At 63.6% G+C, this 20,456-nt stretch carries 14 protein-coding genes; 7 read left to right on the top strand and 7 right to left on the bottom strand.

The window, feature by feature from the left end; genetic code table 11:
- Nucleotide 1 precedes the first annotated feature (1 nt).
- Complete coding sequence (locus tag IHE57_RS06060; protein WP_209371673.1) at nt 2-3,178, top strand: FAD-binding and (Fe-S)-binding domain-containing protein; 3,177 nt, start codon at nt 2-4, stop codon at nt 3,176-3,178.
- A gap of 176 nt (nt 3,179-3,354) precedes the next feature.
- Here the strand turns inward: IHE57_RS06060 and IHE57_RS06055 are convergent, their stop codons facing one another.
- From IHE57_RS06055 to IHE57_RS06045, 3 genes are all read right to left on the bottom strand, one after another.
- On the bottom strand, nt 3,355-4,692 hold the full coding sequence (locus IHE57_RS06055; RefSeq protein WP_209371671.1) for a hypothetical protein: 1,338 nt from the start codon (nt 4,690-4,692) through the stop codon (nt 3,355-3,357).
- A 649-nt stretch (nt 4,693-5,341) separates the two neighbouring features.
- Complete coding sequence (locus IHE57_RS06050) at nt 5,342-5,530, bottom strand: hypothetical protein (protein WP_209323594.1); 189 nt, start codon at nt 5,528-5,530, stop codon at nt 5,342-5,344.
- A 94-nt stretch (nt 5,531-5,624) separates the two neighbouring features.
- Complete coding sequence (locus IHE57_RS06045; RefSeq protein ID WP_209371669.1) at nt 5,625-6,167, bottom strand: STM3941 family protein; 543 nt, start codon at nt 6,165-6,167, stop codon at nt 5,625-5,627.
- 118 nt (nt 6,168-6,285) lie between these two features.
- On the opposite strand from IHE57_RS06045, the gene IHE57_RS06040 reads away from it, so the two are divergent.
- Complete coding sequence (locus tag IHE57_RS06040; RefSeq protein WP_209371666.1) at nt 6,286-7,815, top strand: deoxyguanosinetriphosphate triphosphohydrolase family protein; 1,530 nt, start codon at nt 6,286-6,288, stop codon at nt 7,813-7,815.
- 81 nt (nt 7,816-7,896) lie between these two features.
- On the opposite strand, the gene IHE57_RS06035 is transcribed toward IHE57_RS06040, so the two are convergent.
- Nucleotides 7,897-11,541: a choice-of-anchor G family protein gene (locus IHE57_RS06035; RefSeq protein ID WP_209371664.1), complete on the bottom strand. Its 3,645-nt coding sequence runs from the start codon at nt 11,539-11,541 to the stop codon at nt 7,897-7,899.
- 627 nt (nt 11,542-12,168) lie between these two features.
- On the opposite strand from IHE57_RS06035, the gene lhgO reads away from it, so the two are divergent.
- The gene (gene lhgO, locus IHE57_RS06030; protein WP_209371662.1) at nt 12,169-13,383 is read left to right on the top strand and encodes an L-2-hydroxyglutarate oxidase; all 1,215 of its coding nucleotides are present in this window, start codon (nt 12,169-12,171) and stop codon (nt 13,381-13,383) included.
- A gap of 93 nt (nt 13,384-13,476) precedes the next feature.
- On the opposite strand, the gene IHE57_RS06025 is transcribed toward lhgO, so the two are convergent.
- The gene (locus IHE57_RS06025; RefSeq protein WP_209371660.1) at nt 13,477-14,001 is read right to left on the bottom strand and encodes a Dps family protein; all 525 of its coding nucleotides are present in this window, start codon (nt 13,999-14,001) and stop codon (nt 13,477-13,479) included.
- Between the two features lie 76 nt (nt 14,002-14,077).
- A complete protein-coding gene (locus IHE57_RS06020; protein WP_209371658.1) occupies nt 14,078-15,130 on the bottom strand; it encodes a hypothetical protein in 1,053 nt (350 codons plus the stop codon).
- 180 nt (nt 15,131-15,310) lie between these two features.
- Between IHE57_RS06020 and galE the strand changes: the two genes are divergently transcribed.
- Together galE and IHE57_RS06010 are read left to right on the top strand one after the other, a co-directional pair.
- Nucleotides 15,311-16,306: a UDP-glucose 4-epimerase GalE gene (gene galE, locus IHE57_RS06015; RefSeq protein ID WP_209371650.1), complete on the top strand. Its 996-nt coding sequence runs from the start codon at nt 15,311-15,313 to the stop codon at nt 16,304-16,306.
- Nucleotides 16,307-16,389: 83 nt separating this feature from the next.
- Nucleotides 16,390-17,181, top strand: a complete 792-nt coding sequence (locus IHE57_RS06010; RefSeq protein ID WP_366933866.1) for a DUF3626 domain-containing protein — start codon at nt 16,390-16,392, stop codon at nt 17,179-17,181.
- Between the two features lie 9 nt (nt 17,182-17,190).
- On the opposite strand, the gene IHE57_RS06005 is transcribed toward IHE57_RS06010, so the two are convergent.
- Nucleotides 17,191-17,742 carry a YdhK family protein gene (locus tag IHE57_RS06005; RefSeq protein WP_366933865.1) on the bottom strand — a complete coding sequence of 184 codons (552 nt, stop codon included), beginning with the start codon at nt 17,740-17,742 and terminating at the stop codon, nt 17,191-17,193.
- Nucleotides 17,743-17,881: 139 nt separating this feature from the next.
- Between IHE57_RS06005 and IHE57_RS06000 the strand changes: the two genes are divergently transcribed.
- Together IHE57_RS06000 and IHE57_RS05995 are read left to right on the top strand one after the other, a co-directional pair.
- Nucleotides 17,882-18,442, top strand: coding sequence for a CueP family metal-binding protein (locus IHE57_RS06000; RefSeq protein ID WP_209371644.1), 561 nt, complete (start codon nt 17,882-17,884; stop codon nt 18,440-18,442).
- A 112-nt stretch (nt 18,443-18,554) separates the two neighbouring features.
- A complete protein-coding gene (locus tag IHE57_RS05995; protein ID WP_209371642.1) occupies nt 18,555-20,261 on the top strand; it encodes a formate--tetrahydrofolate ligase in 1,707 nt (568 codons plus the stop codon).
- Nucleotides 20,262-20,456 lie beyond the last annotated feature (195 nt).

The raw sequence follows: 20,456 nt of genomic DNA, 5'->3' as shown, positions 1-20,456 counted from the left end.
GATGTCCGAAACTGTCGTAAGCAGAACCGCCGATGCCTCGACAGACAGGCTGCCGATCCGATTCGACGGGATCCCGACCATCTCCCGCACCGCCACCGCGCGTGATCTCTCGACGCCGGTCAGACGGCTGGTCGCCGAACTCGAAGCGAACACGCAGGCCGAGGTGCGCTTCGACGACGGCAGCCGCACGGCGTATTCGACGGATGGGTCGAACTACCGGCAGGTGCCGATCGGAGTCGTCGTCCCGCGCACGTTCGACGACGTCATCGACACCGTCGCCCTGTGCCACCGCTTCGAACTGCCGATCACGACCCGCGGCGGCGGGACGAGTCTGGCCGGGCAGACGACGAACGAGGCCGTGATCATCGACTTCTCGAAATACCTCAATGCGGTGGAGTCGATCGACCCGGAGGAGAAGACCGCCTGGATCGAGCCCGGATGCAATCTCGACCATCTGCGTCAGGACGCTGCCGAATACGGGCTGACCTACGGACCCGATCCGTCGACGCACAGCCGCAACACCCTCGGCGGGATGATCGGCAACAATTCGTGCGGCACCCACTCGATCATGTCCGAGTTCTACGGCCACGGGCCCCTGACCGCCGACCAGGTCATCGAACTCGATGTGCTCACCTATCGTGGGGAGCGCTTCACTGTCGGGGCGATGAGCGCCGAGGAACTGGATGCGGCGATCGCCGAGGGCGGTGAGAAGGGGCGGATCCTCGAGGATCTGAGGGCCCTGCGCGATGAGCACATCGCGAAGCTGCGCACCGGCTTCCCGCAGATTCCCCGCCGGGTCTCGGGATTCAACCTCAACCGGCTGCTGCCCGAGCACGGGTTCGATGTCGCCAAGGCCCTCGTCGGCTCCGAGGGCACGTGCGTGACGATCATGCGCGCGAAGGTCCACCTCACCGACGCGATGGCCGAACGGGTCCTCGTGGCAGTCGGCTACGAGGACGCCGCGACCGCCGGGGACGCGGTGCCGATGGTGCGCGAGCACCGACCGGTCGCCTGTGAGGGCATCGATGACAAGCTCCTCGAGTACATGCGGCGGAAGGGGCTGCACCCCGACGACATCGACATCCTGCCTGAAGGAGGTGGCTTCCTCCTCGTCGAGTTCGGCTCCGATGACCGAGACGATGCGCACCAGCAGGCGGAGGATTTCGTCGCCGACTGCAAGGACGACGACCGGGTGTTGGGCACGAAGATCGTAGAAGAGGACTGGGAGGCGCAGAAGCTGTGGCAGGTCCGAGAAGCCGGGCTTGGCGCGACTTCCCATGTGCCCGGTCTGCGGGAGACGCACCCCGGCTGGGAGGACGCGGCGGTCCCGGTCGACAAGGTCGGTGACTATCTGCGTGATTTCAAGGACCTCCTCGAGGAATTCGACTACGAGGCGTCGCTGTACGGTCACTTCGGGCAAGGCTGCATCCACTGCCGCATCACCTTCATCCTCGACACTGCTGAGGGGGTGCGGCAGTGGCGTGACTTCCTCGAGCGGGCCGCACACCTGATCGCGGACTACGGAGGGTCCCTCTCCGGCGAGCACGGAGACGGGCAGGCGCGGGCGGCGCTTCTCGACATCATGTACAGCTCCGAACTCGTCGACGCCTTCTCCGAGTTCAAGCACATCTGGGATCCCGATTGGAAGCTCAACCCGGGCAAGGCGGTGCGTCCGTACTCGCCGACGGAGAACCTCAGGAAGGGACCCGACGCCCGGCTGACCCCGGTGAGCACGCACTTCGCGTTCCCCGACGATGACGGGGACTTCGGAAAGGCCGTCTCCCGCTGCGTCGGCGTCGGCGAATGCCGCAACACCGACACCGGCTACATGTGCCCGAGCTATATGGCCACCCGAGAGGAGGAGGACTCGACCCGCGGGCGGGCACGCATGCTGTTCGAGATGCTGCGTGGACCGAACCTCAAACTCTGGCGTGACAAACACGTCCACGAGGCGCTCGACCTGTGCCTGTCGTGCAAGTCATGCAAATCCGAATGCCCGGTCAACGTCGACATGGCCACATACAAGGCCGAATTCCTCTCCCACTACTACAAGGGCCGGCTCCGGCCGCGCAGCGAATACGCGATCACACTCATCTACTGGTGGGCGCGGATGGCGAGCAAGCTGCCCGGGGTGGTCAATGCGGTGACGCAGACGCCGCTGCTGTCCTCGCTCGTGAAGTTCGGCGGGGGCATCGCCCAGCAGCGAGGCGTGCCGAAGTTCAGACGACCGTTCTCATCGCAGTTCCGCAGCTCGCGCCGGTCGCGCACGGCCGCACCGGTCAGCCCGGCAGACCGTGAGAGCAGACGGTCCGAACGGAGGCATGACGGAACGCATGATCTGCACCATTCGAAGTCGCAGGTCGCCGCCGAGAACTACTCGACATCGCATATGCAGAAGCACGGTCGTGCCGGTGCCAACCATCCGCACGGCGATCAGGCTCCCCTCGAGGTCGATCGCGTGATCCTGTGGCCTGATACGTTCAACAACTACCTCGAGTCGCAGAACCTCGAGGCCACGGCGGCCGTGCTCGAGGACGCCGGCTATGAGGTGACTCTGCCGCCTCGTCCGCTGTGCTGCGGGCGTCCCCTCTACGATGCGGGCATGCTCAAACTCGCGAAGAAGCTGTGGGCGCAGATGCTCGAGGCCCTGCGCGAGGACATCCGCGCCGGCATCCCGGTCATCGGGGTCGAACCGAGCTGCGTCGCGGCCTTCCGGGACGAACTGCCGGGTCTGCTGGCCGATGACGACGATGCGAAGCGCCTGTCCCACCAGACGTATCTGCTCTCGGAGTTCCTCGAGCGGCAGAACTATCAGCCGCCGGTCATCGAGGCATTCGACGGGACGACGGCGATGGTGCAGATGCACTGTCATCACATGGCGGTGCTCGGCACTGATTCCGACCGCGCTCTGCTCCAGCGCCTCGGATTCGAGCTCGAAGTCCTCAACGGCGGCTGCTGTGGACTGGCCGGATCGTTCGGGTTCAAAGCGGGGGAGAAGTACGATGTCTCCGTTCGCGCAGCCGAACGAGTGATCATGCCCCGCATCCGGGAGGCCTCGGACGACACGGTGATCGTCGCCGACGGGTTCAGCTGCACGCAGCAGATCAAGCACTTGTCGGACCGCGAACCGAAGAACATCGTCGAGCTGCTGCATCAGGCGGTGCAGCAGGCCTCCTGAAATCACACTGCGGACACCGGTGAGCCGGTGTCCGCGGTGGCAGCGCAAAGATGTGGGTGCTTCCCTTCTCGGCGTGTCCCTACGCTTCTCAAGCGAATGTGTTGAGCGAAAGAATTACCGGGCTTCGCTTCCCGCAGGCTAAGCGTCGGCGTGACCGGCTCGTGGCATTCTGTTGCTTAGGCTGGTCGCAAGGGGCTGTCGTCAGCATCCCATTCGGGACTAGCTTCTAAACCTTTTGATATATCCACCCACTCTGAAGATTTTGGACTTGGATACGACGCTGGTTCCTTTTCGCCCGCGTATCGCCAATGAGCGTCGAGGTCACTCGTCCCACCTACGCCTAAGTAGAAATCTCCAGGTGTATGACGCCACGCGCCCCAAGCTTGCCCATCGTTGCGCACGCTTAATTGAACGCCGTGGTTTTCGGGCAAATTCGCGAATCCTCCCGAAGGGAAAACAACGATCGGGTCGGCCCAGTATCGACTACCTCTATGGCGATACAGGCCTATTTGCGAGTAGAAAAGACGCTCGAGGGCCTCCTTGGTTTCGTGAAATTCTCGCCGATCCAACCAAAGACCATCTTCGTCCACACCCGTTACTCCAGCGTTCTCCTTGAGGCGACGACGACGTCTTCTGTTTTCCCGGGTGTTGCTACGAATAGACCGCCGATACTCGCGCATTGTTCGCAAAGCTTGGCGGAACGAACTTTGCGTAGCGAGCTCTGGCAACCAACGCCCGGAGAAAGACGTGGCGTAGCGCAAACTGCCGTGTACGTCAGCTAGAAAGCCGAGCCTGACGGGGAGAGGCAAAGCTTCTATGTCACTGTGAAACTTCGCTCTTATCAACGCCGCCTCGCATGACGCGATCAAACCAAAAAGATAGATGAAAGGGATGAGCGAGACAGGAAGCCACACTGATAGCTCGAACGTCGCAAATTCACGTTCCCAGTCGAATTCAGTGGAGTGTTTGAAGACGTGGACTGTGACATAGGCGATTAGGCCAAGAACTATGAAGCTTATAAGTCCTCCGACGAACTTCCCGACTGAAGCCGTATTAGGATCTCGCTTCGCAATGACGGCGACCATCGTTAGAAATAGAAGAGATACCTGAAGTACGAGTTCTCCCCACAACGGGAGTGGCCGTAGGTTGATGTAGAGGATCAGCAGGGCCGTAACGCCAAGTACCTTTTTCGTAACGTGCTTGACTACCTGAAGGCCGTTTTTGAAGTCCGTAGAGTTAAACAGAATTGGTAGTCCCACGAAGAAGCCAATAATAAGGGTGTCCTTAAGCAGGTCGATGGACCAAACCCCGAGGAAGTAAGCCGACAACACTGCGCAACCCAATACGGCCAGGTAGGCGAGCACTCCTGTCCAGACTTTCCAAGCCGCAAAAGCTCTCGCTACTCCAAGGAGGGACTGTAGCAATTCCTTCCGGTTCTCGCTGAGCGAGAACGACAGCAGAACGAAGCTGACTGTGATTATCACTGTCGCGATCTCGCGCGACGTAAATTCCATGGCTGCTCCCGTTCTTATGCCACAGTAGGATTCCTTGTGGACTCAATGCTACGGTTGCCCACTGACGCCCTGTCCCGATTGGCGAAACCCGTCGAGTTTCTCAAGTAGGAGAGCCGAGTCGCCGAGGACTAGCTTGATGTTCTGACGACGGAAGCCGCGCTGGTGCTGGCTGCAACAAATAGGTGAGGGGCCAGGTCTCCGCGACAAAGCTTCTTGTTACTGCGGGCGAGAATCCGAACCGTATTTCGTCGAAGACTATTCTCGATGGCACCTATGCGCGGGGCCAACCCGTACAACGCAGCGACGCAAGACGACCAGGTACTGGCCCGGGTTGTGACAAGCAATCCAACAGCGCCTTGTACATCATCTCGTGTTTTAGAGAATGGCAAATGATCCATCCCAAGAAGACGTATGTCATCAGAGAGCGGCTGAGCAGAACCCGGACAACGAGACCGTTAGGTGTTTGTTACGAGTCGTCGTCGATGAGGAACACCGGCTGATCTTCGATCCGCCTGTTGATCACCTGGATTCTTGGTGCATCTCGAAGCGCTTGGCTCTGAAGGTGGTGGCGAAGCTCCTCGATATGAAAGCGCGCTGACAACTTGGTGGCAGCGCTTGGCGGAGCGCTGCCACCAGTGAACGTTAGATCTCAGTCCTCGGAGTCCTCGTCGAGTTCTTCGAGCTCTTCGTCGGTCAGAGGACGCGTTTTCGTGCCGTTGCCGAATTCGTCGAGGTAGATCATGTGCTTGACCAGCTCACCGGTCTCTTCGTCCTCAACCTCGATGATGTCGCCGGGGCGGGTGCCTGGCTGGTAGAAATCTTCATTGACTCCGGTCATCGTGACTACCTCCTACAGGTGCTCTGACCATACGTCACAGTGATCTGAGTCTCAAGCAGCCCTGACAGCGGCTTTGGTGCGGTCGACGAGATTCTCAGGCCGCTGCGCGTGCCTGTCGTTCCTCCTCGAGCCACAGGCACAGAGCCGCCTTGTTCGCAGCGAGTCCGTTCGGTGCCCAGAGCACCTTCCGCGAGTGGCCCTCATCGTCGGTCATCTGTGCGACACCGAGGCCGGCCGCGGACTGACGATCCGCCTCGGCGTCGGTGATGTCGAATTCGATGAAGACATTGCTGTTCTGCTTGGCGCCGTGGATGTCGAGGATCTGTGACCAGGGGACGAGCCCGGCCTTGGCCGTATTCATCTCCACTCCTGCAGAGGTGACCGTCAGTGCCGGCCGGCCCGCAAAGAGCCGGCGGACCATTACGACGACGCCCCAGAGGAAGAAGACGACGGCGATCCAGCCGACGACGGCCCAGACGAGGCTTCCGCCCGCTGCCATCGCCAGGCCGACGCTGACGAAGATCAGCGAGGCGATGAGAAGCAGGACTGTCTTTCCCTTGGAGAATCTGAAGGACACGGACTCGCCGTTGTTGAGCGCGGCCGCCCAGTTTTCGATGGACTGCTGCTGGGTGCTCATGCGGGAAGCCTCTCCTGAGATCACTGGGCGCCGGTTACGGCAGAACGCCTTAGCCTATCGCGGCCGCGCCCGCAGACTGACCCGGGTCCCGGAGGGCAGGACTCGGTAGTCTGGGGTGATGGAACGTCAGAGATTTCACACCACTGGTGGACGCGAGCGCAATGTCGCCGAGGTGGCCCGCCCCGGAGAGGACGAGTTCCGCGTCGATATCGAACGGATCCGGTTCTCCCCGTTCTTCTCGCGCCTGGCCTCGGTCACGCAGGTCATCCCGCAGGCCGGGTCCGGCACGGTCATCCACAATCGGCTGACCCATTCGCTCAAGGTCTCGGCCGTGGCCCGGTCGATCGCGATCACCTTGAACAATGCGGACGCGCGCACCCGCGAGATCGTCAGCCACCTAGGCGGGTGTGATCCGGTGGTGGTGCAGGCGGCGGCCGCCGCCCACGATCTCGGGCACCCGCCGTTCGGTCACCTCGGCGAGAAGGAGCTCGACCGGGTGTCGCGGACGCTGCTGCACCTCGAGGACGGGTTCGAGGGCAACGCGCAGACCTTTCGGATCCTCACCGCTCTCGACAGCTGCGAAGCCACGGCGCGCGGGCTCAACCTGACGCGAGCGGTGCGCGCGGCGGTACTCAAGTACCCGTGGGAACGCGGGGAGTGGAGCGGTGACCGGGCGCCCTCGGCGGCGCGGATGCCGCGCGGGGTCGGCAATGAAGTGAACGAGGGGGCGATGAAGTTCTCCGCCTATGCCACTGAGGTCGAGGAGATGGAGGATGTGCTCTCGGTGTTCCCGGCGATCGGCCGCTATCAGCAGACGCTCGAGTGTGCGGTCATGGATGTCGCTGACGATATCGCCTATGCGGTGCACGATCTCGATGACTTCTACCGGTCGAACGTGTTGCAGTACACGAGCGTGTCGGCCGAACTCGGACGCTGGCTGCGCGACTGCCGGCAGCTGGCGGCCGTGGAGGACTCGGAACTCGATCGTCGGCGGCCCGGGCACGCGCTCGAGGCGATCCGGCGGCACACGCAGGAGAAGGATCCGTGGATCGCTGATGAAGAGGCGTTCAGGGCCTCGGTGGGGCGGGTGAACCGGGACCTGGTCGAAGGTCTGCTCGGCGTTCCCTATGACGGAGGGCTGGAGGCCGACCGTGCGGTCACCGGGTTCACCAGGCGGTGGATCGACCGGTTGCAGGCCTCGATCGTCGTCGACCCGGATCCGCATGTGCGAACCGGTCATGTCCGACTGAGCCAGGAGGCCTGGCATGATGTCGTGGTGTTGAAATTCGTGCATGCGAAGTTCGTGCTCGAACGCTCCGACCTCGCGGTCTATCAGCGTGGGCAGACGCGGATCATCGCCTCGCTGGTCGAGGGGTTCCACGAATGGCTGCTCGACCCCGACGAGGCGACCCGGATCCCGCGTCGTCTGCTCGATTCCGTCGAGGCGGCGACGCAGGAGTATCAGGACCTGTACTCGAGAGATCCCTCGGCGCTGGGGGAGGAGGGCGCGGCTGCGATCGTCCGACGAGGGCGGGCGCGGGCGGTGGTCGACTACATCGCCTCCTTCACCGATGCGCAGGCGATGTCGGTCAACGCGCTCATCACCGGTGCCTCCGAGGAACCGTGGGAGGCCGGTCGCGGACTGTAGGGGCATGCAAACGGCGGGGCCGGAGTTCTCACTCCAACCCCGCCGTTGCAGCGTCAGCTCAGTGACTGAGCTGGATCAGCCTCAGTGCTTGCCTGCGCGGTAGCGGCGAGTCGCCCACACCGCTGCGGCACCACCGGCGAGGAGCAGTGCTGCGAATCCGACCATGGCCGGGATACCGTCGGTACCCGTCCGCGGCAGGTCTCCGCCGTCGCTGCTGCCCGAGGCGTTGGTGCTCGAACCGGCCGAGGCGTTGGCGCTGGCCGAGGAGCTGGCCGAGGATCCGGCGTTGGCCGATGCGGCCTTCTCGGAATCAGCCGATGCCTCTGCGTCGTCTGCCGACGATGCGTTGGCCTCGTCGCCGTCGGCCGAGGCACTCGCCTCTGCACCGTCCGCGTCAGCCGCTGCCTCAGAGGATGCCTCGGTGGAGGAATCCGCCGTCGACGCTGCCGAAGCGGCGGCACCGGCGTCGGCATTCGCTGCAGCAGATGCCTCGGCGTTCGTCGAGTCCGTGTTGTCGGCGTTGACGGCGGCATTGGCTGCCTTCTGTGCCGAGGCGTTCGGGTCCGACGAGACATCCGCCGAGGTCTCCGAGGAGGCCTCTTCGTTGGCTGCTGCCTTAGCGGCTGCTTCTGCCGACGTGTCAGCTGCTGCCGATGCGGTGGTAGTCGCATCATTGTTGGCTGCTGCCTGTGCAGCGGCCTCTGCGACAGCGTTGCTGTTGTCATCGGCGTTGGCCGAAGCCGAGGCCGAAGCAGCTGCGTTCATATTCGCGTCAGCTTCGTCAGCTGCGTCGGGATCAGCAGCTGCGTTTGCTGCGGCACCGTCATCAGCTCCGTCGTCGTTGCCGTCAGCATCGGCCGCGGCCTGAGCCGAGGCTGCAGTCGAGGAATCGGCGTTGGCTGCCGCCGATGCTGCTGCAGATGCGTTGGCATTTTGAGCGGCAGTGGTGTCAGCGTTGGCCGAATCATTGTCATTGCTGTCAGCGGTGGCCGTTGCAGCTGCCTGAGCGGCTGCGTTGGTCTCCGTGGTCGCATCGGTCGAAGCCTGTGCGGTGGCTTCTTCGTTTGCGGCGGAGGCCGCTGCTGCCTCGGCGTTTTCGTCCGCTGCGGCAGATGCCGTGTTGTTGGCATCCTCATCAGCGGCTGCTTGGGCAGCTGCCTGAGCAGCGGGATCCGTGTCGGCGTCGGCCTGTGCAGATGCGGCGGCCGAAGCGGTAGCGTTCGCATTCGCCGTGGTGTCGTTGCTGGCATCGGAGACCGTGGAATCATCGGCGTCTGCTGCGGCGGCTGCCGAAGCTTCGGACGAGGAATCAGCAGTTGCTGCCGAGCTGGCAGCGGCAGAGGCGTTGGCATTCTTCGCGGACGAAGCTTGAGAGTTCATCGTACCCGAATCATCGGCGTTCGCCGCAGCGTTGGCTGCCTGCTGAGCTGAAGCGTTCGGGTCGGACGAGACATCCGCAGTCGTATCCGTCGATGCTTCCTCGGTGGCTGCTGCCCGAGCGGCCGCTTCGGCCGACGTGTCGGCTGCCGCAGATGCCGTTGTTTCGGCATCGTTGTCGGCTGCTGCCTGAGCAGCTGCCTGAGCAGCAGGATCGCCGTCGACGTCAGCGTCGGCAGATGCCGAAGCCGAAGCCGCTGCGTTCACGTTTGCATCTGCTTCATCAGCTGCAGCCGCGTCGGGGTCGGCGTCTGCGGTCGGATCGGCATCGGCGTCTGCCGCGGCATTTTCCGAGGCCGTTGCCGAGGAGTTCGCGTTCGACGCTACTGAAGCGGCCGCCGCCGGGTTGGCGTTTGCTGCTGCCGAGCCCTCGGCATTGGTGTCAGCTGAGTTGTCCGACTGCGCAGCAGCCGCCACTGTTGCCGAGGCGTTGGACTCTTCGGTGGCATCAGCAGATGCTTCCGACGACGCATCATTGGTAGCAGCAGATTCGGCCGCGGCTTCTGCAGACGCATCTGCCGCTGCTGACTGATTTGTGCTTTGGTCTGCCATTGCTGCAGCCTGAGCAGCTACCTGGGCAGATGCATTCGAGTCATCATCAGCGGTCGCCGATGCTGCGGCAGAGGACGCGGCGTTCGTGTTCGCATCTTCATCACCAGGCTCTTCAGGAGCCTCAGCTACAGCACGTACCGAGGACGACGCGAGGTTGATGTCGGCAAGCGGACCGCTTTCAAGGTTGGGCAACAGCTCAAGGCTCACTGCATTGACAGTGAAGCCTGGACCGTTGTCTCCGGCGACCTCACTCGAACCCAGGGAGGACTGGGCGTTGGCCTCCGACGATGGGTTCGGGGATTGTTCGTTGATCGTCAGGTCGACTACTTGGTTGAGGCCCTCGAGCACCGGTGAGAGTCCATCAAAGAGAGGATCTGTGATTCCATCCAGAGCTTCAGACAGCTGGTCAGTCGTCGCGGTAAGAATTGGACCGATCGCGCCCTTGATCGGCGTGAGCAACAGAGGCACGAGCCGGTCGGTCAATGGATCAAGCAATGCGTCGATCGATAGCCCGAGAAGATTGCCAGACGCGTCAACCTCGGGTTCGCCGTCGGCACTGCCTGCAAACTGACCCAGGGTTCCATTGACTGTGATGGTGATGTCGGATGTGCTCCCTATAGGGGGAAGTCCGACAGTGAGCTTAGCGGGAACAGTGATATCGAGTTCAAGGTTGTTCACGACGTCTGTGACTGCCGTAGTCGCCTTGGAAGTGACTGTTCCGAGTGCGTCGTCGAGCGCTTTGGTGATCGTCTTTAGAGTAGAGGCGCTCAAGACTTGAGTGTTTGGATCCAAGCCGTTGAGATCCGTGGCGTCTTCACCCGCCACGACCTTGGCAAGGTCGACCTTGATATCACCCTGCTTGAGGTCGATTGACACGATTCCATTGTCATCGACGAGTGGTTCCTCGATCAGCGTCTCTGCCGCATCTTTCAGGGCAGTATCGACGCCATTCACTTTGGCGGTACCTCCGCTCAGGTCGACCTTGGCGATGAGCAGGTCGAGGTCGGCCGCGTTTGTAAGGCCCTTGACGATCGAGTCGATTGCACCGTCTGCACCGACAGCCTCGTTAACCGCGGTGCCGGAGTCATTGATAACGCCTTGAAGAGTCGTGCCGAGCTCGCCCACCAGGTCACTCGAGACAGTGAGTGTTCCGTCTGCGACCACGTACTCAGAGTTGTAAGTTTTTCCATCACTGTCGGCGTTCGAAGCGATCGCGCCCAGATCGACGCTGAGTTCGTCGATAATCCCGTCCGTGACGCCATCAATTTCGAGCTGGTCGAAGACAGAGGTGAGATCGACGCTTGCGTTTCCACTAGCCGCAGGATTGTCGGGATCAAGATTGATGGCACCGTTTTCACCGACTGCACCGGTGCCAGCTGTTGCCGATTTGTAGCTCGGTGCGTGAGCGTAGGAGTTCAAGGCACCGGCATTTCCAATGTGAAGCAAACCAGCTCCACCCTCCGGAGCTACCAAGGGGAGGCCGATGTTTGGCAGTTGGACGCCCAGTGTCCGCAGTGCTTCGATGTTGAACGCCTGGTTGTCTGCGGTCTTGCCGTCATCCGTTGGCGAGCTTCGATACGCCGACGAGACGTTGAGGAGGTCAGCTGTGATCAGATCGGTGTCAATCAACTGAGCATATGCCTCCGCGTCTTCTTTCGGATTGACCTCGCCGGCTGTTGCCGGGGACACGGTCATCGCAGTCAGCGCCAACGCCGAGGCAGCGGCGACTGTGCCCACAGCTATCTTTCGACCGGCGCCAGGCCGGCCCCTCAGTATTCTCATGGTTCTCCACATCGTTCGGATCCTGATCATTCACAGACGGGAGTCTGGATGGAAACGGGCAGTCTCCTGGCAGATCCCTCACAAGATTACGGAGTCATTGAAAAGTAATCAGTGAATCACTCACAAAGTTATATGCTTGTTATAGTTACGCACGGGTAGAGGAGTTTCGTGCGCGTCGCAGTCCGTAATTCATCAAAGGTAACTTGTTTAGCACCTCTTGGTGCACGTTTGCGACCTCGTCGCGTGGTGTATCTGACGAAATGGAAGCGATTGGTGTTTTCCGAGGTCAAGCCCGGTGTCATCTCGCGTAGATAGTGTGCCGCACGCTGAGCTGGAGGATGTTCGTGGTCCAGGTACGGAAGCAGTGTGCTTGGCAGAGGGCCGACTCTGGCGGCTCCCAGTAGATGAAGCTTTCGTCAGCAGCATAGTTACGGCTCTGACCGAAATATTTCAGAAACGTTGGAAATCATGGCCTCTGAGCAGCCCGGAGAGCACAACGCTCACTTAGCGGACGCGGATTGCAGCGTCATCATGAGCTGAATAGAGTCTGAACGTCGAGTCATCCAATGGAGAGGTTGCGGAATGGCTGCCGAACGGTGGGCGGTGATCGGTGCGGGAATCATCGGCGCGGCCGTAGCGCGCGAGATCCTCACTCGCCACGAGCACGCAGACGTCACTCTCTTCGAAAAAGAGGGCCACCCGGCCGCGCACCAGACCGGCCACAACTCCGGTGTCGTCCACGCCGGCCTCTACTACGAACCCGGCAGCCTCAAAGCCAGACTCTGCCGCCGAGGCGTCTCCCTGCTCCTCGACTTCGCCCACGAACACGACGTCGCCGTCGACGAATGCGGCAAGGTCGTCGTCGCCACCGATGAGGTCGAGGTCGAACGCCTCCGCGCCATCCACGAGCGTGCACGAGCCAACGGCGTCCCCGATATCGCTATGCTCGACCGGGATGGGCTTCACACAGTCGAACCCCAGGCCGAAGGCTTGGCTGCCCTGCACTCACCCCACACCGGCATCATCGACTATCCGGGACTGACCGAAGCCCTCGTCGCCGACTTCCGTCGACGCGGCGGCCGAGTCCGGCTCTCCACTCCGGTCAGGGACATCGCCCGTCGAGGCAACCCGGCCGGCAGCGACTCCGCCATTGTCCGCACCCCGGTCGACGCTCAGGAGTTCGACAACGTCATCGTCTGCGCAGGCCTCCAGTCCGACCGCTTGGCATCACGATCGGGCGAGAGCCGGAATCCGACGGTCGTGCCCTTCTTCGGCCAGTACTTCATCCTCGAGCCGGAGAACAACGACCTCGTCAACGGGCTCATCTACCCCGTGCCCGACCCGAAGTACCCCTTCCTCGGGGTCCATGTGACCCGACGGATCGACGGGGGACTGATGATCGGACCCAACGCCTTCCTCTCCTTCTCCCGCGAAGGATACAAAGGGCTCGGGCTCAATCTGCCCGATGTGATGGCAGTAGCGACCGACCCCGGATTCTGGCGCTTCGCGTCCGGCAACATGGCCACAGCCGTCAGAGAACTGCCCGGAGTCATCTCGATCGAGAAGTTCGTCGACGAGGCGGCCCGCTACGTCCCCGAGCTCGCCGGTGCCGGCGGCCACCGGGCCACCCGCGGCATCCGCGCCCAGGCGATGAACCGGGACGGCACGCTCGTCGATGATTTCGTCATCGATCGCGCGGGAGCCACACTGTTCGTCAGGAACGCGCCCTCACCGGGAGCCACCTCGGCGCTGGCCATCGCCGAACACCTCGTCGACACAGCCGAGGGTCGGGCCTGACGGGATCGAGCGCACACGACGACGGGCCGCCTCCTCGTCGTGGGGACGAAGGAGGCGACCCGTCGTTGAGTGTGCCGGATCAGCCGCAGCGACTCACTTGGGTACGCGAGTCTCGGCGCTGACGAACCACGCCTGCTGCTCGAGCTGGGAGATGTAGTCGTGGAAGATGTCGGCGGTCGTCGGATCCGCCGAATCGACCTCGTCATGGCAGTTGCGCATCGAGGCCACGGTCGCCTCAATGGCGGCGACCATATGGTCGATGGCGTCGTGGGTGGTGATCTCCCCATTCGGGAACTCCGGCAGACCGGACTGCTCGGCCACCACCGCAGGGCGACCGTCCGGGGAGGCATGGAGAGCTCTCATCCGCTCGGCGATCTCATCGCTGCCGGCGCGGGCGATGTCCGTGACCTCGTCGAGGTTGAGGTGGAGGTCACGGAAGTTCGTCCCCACGATGTTCCAATGCGCCTGCTTGGCAGTGAGGCTGAGGGCGATGAAGTCGACCAGCACCGTCTGGAGGTTCTTGCTCAGAGCGTCGGAGGCGACGAAGCCGCGTTCGGCGTTCTCTCGTGTGGTCTTCTCCGAGCCGTGAGGATCGGGAACCGTAACTGTCTCTGTCATTGCACTTGCTCCAATCTCTTCGAAAGCTGAAGGATGTCTTCACCATAACGCCTGTACTGAAAGCCCGTAACCCCCTTCAGGCCGTGCCGGCCTCGCCATCGTCAGCGGTGTAGATGCGGGAACGCAGACGCTGGGCATGGGTGAGGTTCCGGACGTCGATGTCGCTGTCGAAGCTCGATCCCAAGGCGCCGGCGACGACACCCATCGCGGCGCTCAGCCAGGCGATGTCGAGATAGTTGTTCAGCCGCGCATCCGGGCGGTTGATGGTCTGGGCCATGAAATCCGGGTCGATGACGATGAGACCACCGGCGAGGATGCCCACCACCAGTGCGCCATAGAGCGCTGCCACGCAGACGAGGAGTGTGAGCACCGTGGACAGGTTGTAGTAGAACACGACCTGAGTCAGCCGCTCGTTGACCGGTCGGTCCCACAGTCGGTTGAGCGAGATCAGCCAGCCGACCATCACCGCAATGGCGATGGCGCCGATCGAGATGAGCCGGAGAGTCGACAGGTGGTGGGACATCTGCCAGATGGAGCTGTAGAAGATGCCGAATGCCCCCGTCGCGGTCGCGGCCGCCATGGCGCGCGAGAGCTTGCGGGACATCCGCAGCGGCTCATTGGCCATCGTCATCCCCAGGACGAGGCGCGGCCCGCCGGTGAAAGTGTGCGCGTGGAGCGTGCGCCGACCGGACTCGGCTCGGCTCGACCACCGACCCCAGCGGGGCAGACGATGCGTCTTCGCCGGAAGGTGCTCCTCGGGCAGGAGCTGGTTGAGGCAGCTCATATAGATCTTGAGCAGCCGACTCTTCGTCGGCACACCGAGAGTGGGAAAGGAGATCACGGCGACATTGCGGTCGGGCAGAACCTCGGCGATGAGCGGTTTGCCCTGGGTGTGGCGCGGAATGTCGGTGAGCATGATGACGAGATCGGCATCGGGGTAGCGATCGACGATCGCATCGAGCGTCGACAGCTCCAGCCGATGGTCGGCCTGGACGCGCAGCGTCTCGGTGCAGACGTCGACGGTGACCTCGGCATCGAAATCCTGCCGGAGGTGCTCGCCGAACTCATCCTTGATCGAGGCCACACGGCGGCTCGGGCGCCCGGGGTCGGAGATGAGGAGGAGGTGCATTTTCCCACTCTGGCAGTGCAGGCCGCCCTTGGCCAGGCCGACGGCGAATTCCGACGCTTTCCCCACAGCACTTTCAGGCGCGGCTGATGGCAGGTCGATGGACCCTGCGGCGAGCACGTATTCTGATACCGAGGATTTTCTGATGTCGACGAGTCGACGAGACGAAGGAGAGCGCGGCCCATGGCAGTTCTGGTGACCGGCGGAGCAGGATATATCGGCTCGCACGTGGTGCGGCTGCTGACCGACCGCGGCGACGACGTCCTCGTCGTCGACGACTTCTCGACCGGCCTCGAAGCCCGCGTCGACGGCCTTCCCGTCGTCGATCTCGACCTCGCGGCAGCCGACGCCGCAGAGCGCCTCATCGCCGCCATCGAGGAGCACTCCGTCGACTCGATCATCCACTTCGCCGCGAAGAAGCAGGTCGGGGAGTCCGTCGAGGAGCCGGTCATGTACTACCGGCAGAACATCGGGGCGCTGACGAACATCCTCGCCGCCGTCGAGGCGACCGGGATCGAATCGCTCGTGTTCTCCTCCTCGGCCGCGACCTACGGCATGCCCGACGTCGACATGGTCGCCGAGGACCTCGACTGCCGCCCGATCAACCCCTACGGGCAGACCAAGCTCATCGGCGAATGGATGATCGACAACGAGATCACCGCGGCGAAGATGCGCGGGACAACGTTCAACGCCGTCAAGCTGCGCTACTTCAACGTCGCCGGTGCCGGCTGGACCGAACTCGCCGACACCGCGGTGATGAACCTCATCCCGATCGTGCTCGGCCGCCTCGCCGACGGCAAGGTCCCGATCATCTTCGGCGATGACTACGACACCCCCGACGGGACCTGCATCCGCGACTACGTCCACGTCAAGGACCTCGCCGAGGCCCACATCGCCGCCCTCGACTACATGCAGGCGGGCGGGACCACGGAGACCGTGTTCAATGTGGGCACCGGAACCGGCGCTTCGGTCAAGGAGGTCATTGACACCGTCGCCGAGGTGACCGGTCGTGACATCGTCCCCGAAATGGGCGAGCGTCGTGCCGGAGACCCGCCGGCGCTGGTCGCCGACGTCTCACGCATCAGCGCCCTGCTGAGCTGGAAGGCCGAGTTCGGCCTCGAGGAGATCGTGCGCAGCGCCGTCGAGGCTGCGGGAATGCTGCCCGACCAGGAACGATGAGCGCGCCGGACCCGGTCGCCGCAGCGCTTGACCGGGTCCGATCACGCTCTGCGCCGGGGCAGGAGTTGCCGGCTGGTGCGCGGGTGGCGCTGCATTTCCATCCCGAAGCCGACGCCACGGGGGCCGGAGTGCTGGAGTCGATCCTCGAGCGCGGACAGTATGTCTCCCAATTCGTCACGGGCACGAGCAACGGAGGCCTGACCGCGTTTCCCGGTGGTGACCGATGGAACTGGGAGCAGCGGTTGTTCGGCGGAACCTATGATCATGTGGACGACGCGAGTCGACCGGTCTACGGGGCCCTCGACCTCGACGGCGACCCTTATGGTCCGGCACCACGGTTCGGGTCGGCCCACCTGCGGCTTCGCCCGGAGACCCTTGCTCGCTCGACCTTCGCTTACCCGGACAGCACCTTCAGTCCGGAGCTCTTCGGGGTCGCTGACCGCATGGGGCTCATCGCCGAGTATCGTCGCGACGGTCGGGCGAAGAGTGACCCGGGGAGCGGCTGGTGTCGCGACCCTCTCGATCACTACATCGAGGCGCATGTCCACGGAGGGGTGAGGGTGCCCGAGGACGTCGAAGCGCTGGTGATCGACCCCAGCTTCGACGATCACACGGTGGTGGAGGCGGCAGGCCGCTGCGGACTCGTCGTCGAGATTCACCCCGGCTATGTCGCCGGGATCGCCCACATCGCCGCGCATCCGGAATATCGTGGCCAGGACGTGGCCGACCTCGCAGAGCGGATCGCCGAGGTCCTGGCGAACTCGGCGCAGCTGAGGCCCATCCATGTGGCACGAGCCCGCCGGGCATGGGACCTCGACCGGCAGCAGATCAAGAAGGTCTGGCACTGCCTCGCACGATTCGGGCGGACCTGGTGAGCCGCACGGTCACTCGGCGGGCTTCATCTCGCTTTCGATGACCCACTTGTGGTTCGTCATCTCCATCTCGTCGGTCTCGATATCGACCATGTAGACGGTCTCATCGGTCGATGAGTCGATCGTCGCCTTCGCGCCCTTCATCCCGGGCATGTGATCGGCCTCGACGGTCGCCTCGGCGCCGTCCTGCAACGGTGCGTCGCCCGGATCCTTGAGCTCTTCGTGGACGACCCACTTGTGGTTCTTGACCGGGTCGCCGCCATCGGTGGGGGTGTAGCTGATCGCATAGGTCGTCGTGTCGAAGGCTCCGGACACGGTCGCCTCGGCGCCCTTCATCCCCGACATGTGATCGGCCGAGAGGACGACGGTGTCACCGATGTCGAACTTCGGATCGGCGGCCTTCTCGATTCCCTTCGGCGGAGCGCCGCCTTCCTCGGCGTGGCTGCCGTGGCCGCCGGAATCGGCGCCGGAGTCCTTGCCGCCACCATCGGCGGACGAGCAGCCGGCCAGGATCAGTCCGATCGCGGCGGCGACAGCTGAGAGGCGAATGGTGGGCTTCTTCACGTGCGATCTCCTTGCGGTGGCCGTCGTTTCCAGCGGCCGTCGGCAGGGCCGCTGCGGCCACCCTATACCCCTTAAGGGTATGATTGCGAAAACGGCTCTGGTGCTCTGCACCCGTAGTGACATGGGGAAACAGTTGACAATGAAGCGAATCACCATCGGCATCGCCGCGCTCGCCCTCGCGCTCACCGGCTGCTCCGCGCCCGAGGCGGACGGGGATTCGGCGACGGAGTTCCTCGCCGTGCACGACCTCGCCGATATGAGCGCCGCCGAGGTCATCGACCACCTCGACCGGCTGCCGGTGAGTGAACGCCCCGACGACCTCATGGCCTCCGTCCAGAACGCGGAGCTCGTGCTCACCGACGGGGCGCAGGAAGTCGCCATGGCCCTGCCCGAGGAGAAGAGCTACGTCTCGATCGCGCCTTTCGTCGATGAGACGCACGACTGCTTCTATCACAGTCTCACGACCTGCCTGGGCGAGATGAGCGAAAAGCCCGTCGACGTGTCGATCACTGACTCCGCGAGCGGGAAGGCAGTGGTCGAGGAGTCGGCCACGACCTTCGACAACGGGTTCATCGGCTTCTGGGTGCCCTCAGACACCAGCGGCACGATCGAGATCTCAGCGGCGGGCAAGACCGGGTCGACAGAGTTCTCCACCGAGGACGACGGCGCCACCTGCGTGACCGATCTGCAGCTGCAATGACTCTCCCGAGGAGTATGACTGAGCGTTGCGCTAGACGGAACTCAGCGCGCATTGCGCAAACTCTCGGGACGTCGATGGTCACAAATCTCCGCAGAAGCGGCATGATGGCCTTATGACCACAGATATGGATATTGCGCTCAGCGCCGAGCTCGATCCCATCGTCGATGTCGCCGCTGGGCTGGGTTTGGACGCAAAGGACATCATTCCCCACGGGTGGACCAAGGCCAAGGTGCCCATCGACGTCCTCGACAGGGCGGCCGAGAACGCCACGGACGGCAGACTCATCCTCGTCACCGCCATGAGTCCCACACCGGCGGGAGAAGGCAAGACCACGACGAGCATCGGCCTGGCCGACGGACTCAACGAGCTCGCCCGGAGCCGGCCCGAGGTCGGCCAGGCCGTGCTGGCACTGCGCGAGCCGAGCATGGGCCCGGTCTTCGGCATGAAGGGTGGCGCGGCCGGCGGCGGCTATGCGCAGGTCGTGCCGATGGAGGACATCAACCTCCACTTCACCGGTGACTTCGCGGCGATCGCGGCGGCGAACAACCTCGCCGCGACGATGCTCGACAACCACATCCACTTCGGCAACGACCTCGACGTCGATCCTCGCCGCATCCACATCCGCCGCGTCGTCGACCTCAACGACCGTGCCCTGCGCGGAGTCGTCGTCGGCCTCGGCGGCATCAACGGGGGAGTGCCTCGCGAGGACGCCTTCGACATCGTCGTCGCCAGCGAGGTCATGGCGGTGTTCTGCCTGGCCACCTCGCTGAAGGACCTCAAGGAGCGGCTCGGGCGGATCGTGCTCGCCCACAGCCGGGCCAGGGAGCCGATCACCGTCGCTGACATCGGTGCGGCCGGGGCGATGACTGCGCTGCTGCGCAACGCGCTGGCGCCGAACCTCGTCCAGAGCCTCGAGCACTCGCCGGCCTTCATCCACGGCGGACCCTTCGCCAACATCGCCCACGGCTGCAACAGCCTGCTGGCGACGAAGGCGGGACTGGCGCTGGGGGACTGGGTGGTCACCGAGGCCGGATTCGGTGCCGACCTCGGGGCCGAGAAATTCCTCGACATCAAGTGCCGGACCGCGGGCATCTGGCCCTCGGCCGTGGTGGTCGTCGCGACCCTGCGGGCGCTGAAGTACCACGGCGGCGTCGACGTCAAGGACGTCAACGACACCGACGTCGACGCGGTGCTCGAGGGCATGAGCAACCTCGAGCTCCACTGCCGGAACCTCCGCGAGATCTACGGGCTGACCCCGGTGGTGTGCTTCAACCGGTTCCCCACGGACACCGATGAGGAGATGCGTGCGGCGATCGACCATCTGCAGAGCATCGGGGTGGCCGCGGTCGAATCGACCCACTGGGCCGACGGCGGCAAGGGCGCACTGGCGCTGGCCGAAGCGGTCGTCGACGCTGCGACGGGAAGCGATGGGGGCGGCGAGTCCGGTGGGAGATACTCGTACGAACTCGACCGCCCGCTCGAGGAGAAGATCCGCACCATCGCGCAGCGCATCTACCAGGCCGCCGACGTCGATCTGCCGGCGAAGGTCAAGCGCAAGCTGCGCCAGTTCACCGAGGAAGGTTACGGCGACGCGCCCATCTGCGTTGCCAAGACCCAGTACTCGCTGAGCACCGATGGCAGTCTGCGCGGGGCTCCGACCGGACACATCATCGAGGTCAAGGACGTGCGGCTGTCGGCCGGCGCGGGATTCGTCGTCGTCATCGCCGGAGACATCATGACGATGCCCGGCCTGCCGCGGGAACCCTCCGCACTGAAGATCGACGTCACCGAGGACGGGAACATGACCGGGCTGTTCTGAGGCCGGCGGGCGTCCCTCGGACCGGGCCGGGCTGCGCCGCACTCGGCATTCGGCATCCCTCACCGCTAGCGCGAAAACCTCCTGCAGGAACGAGGGGTTGTGGCAGCAACGGTGTGGGATGCTGCGCGGTCGGGAGGGTGTGAAGCTTCCAGGTGGTTGTATCACGGCGGGGAGGCAGTGGCGGGAACGGTGGGG

The sequence above is a fragment of the Brevibacterium renqingii genome (assembly GCF_017808105.1).
Lineage (GTDB): Bacteria > Actinomycetota > Actinomycetes > Actinomycetales > Brevibacteriaceae > Brevibacterium > Brevibacterium renqingii.
The sequence above is the reverse complement of the archived record's forward strand: the minus strand, read 5'-3'. Positions and strand labels throughout refer to the sequence as shown.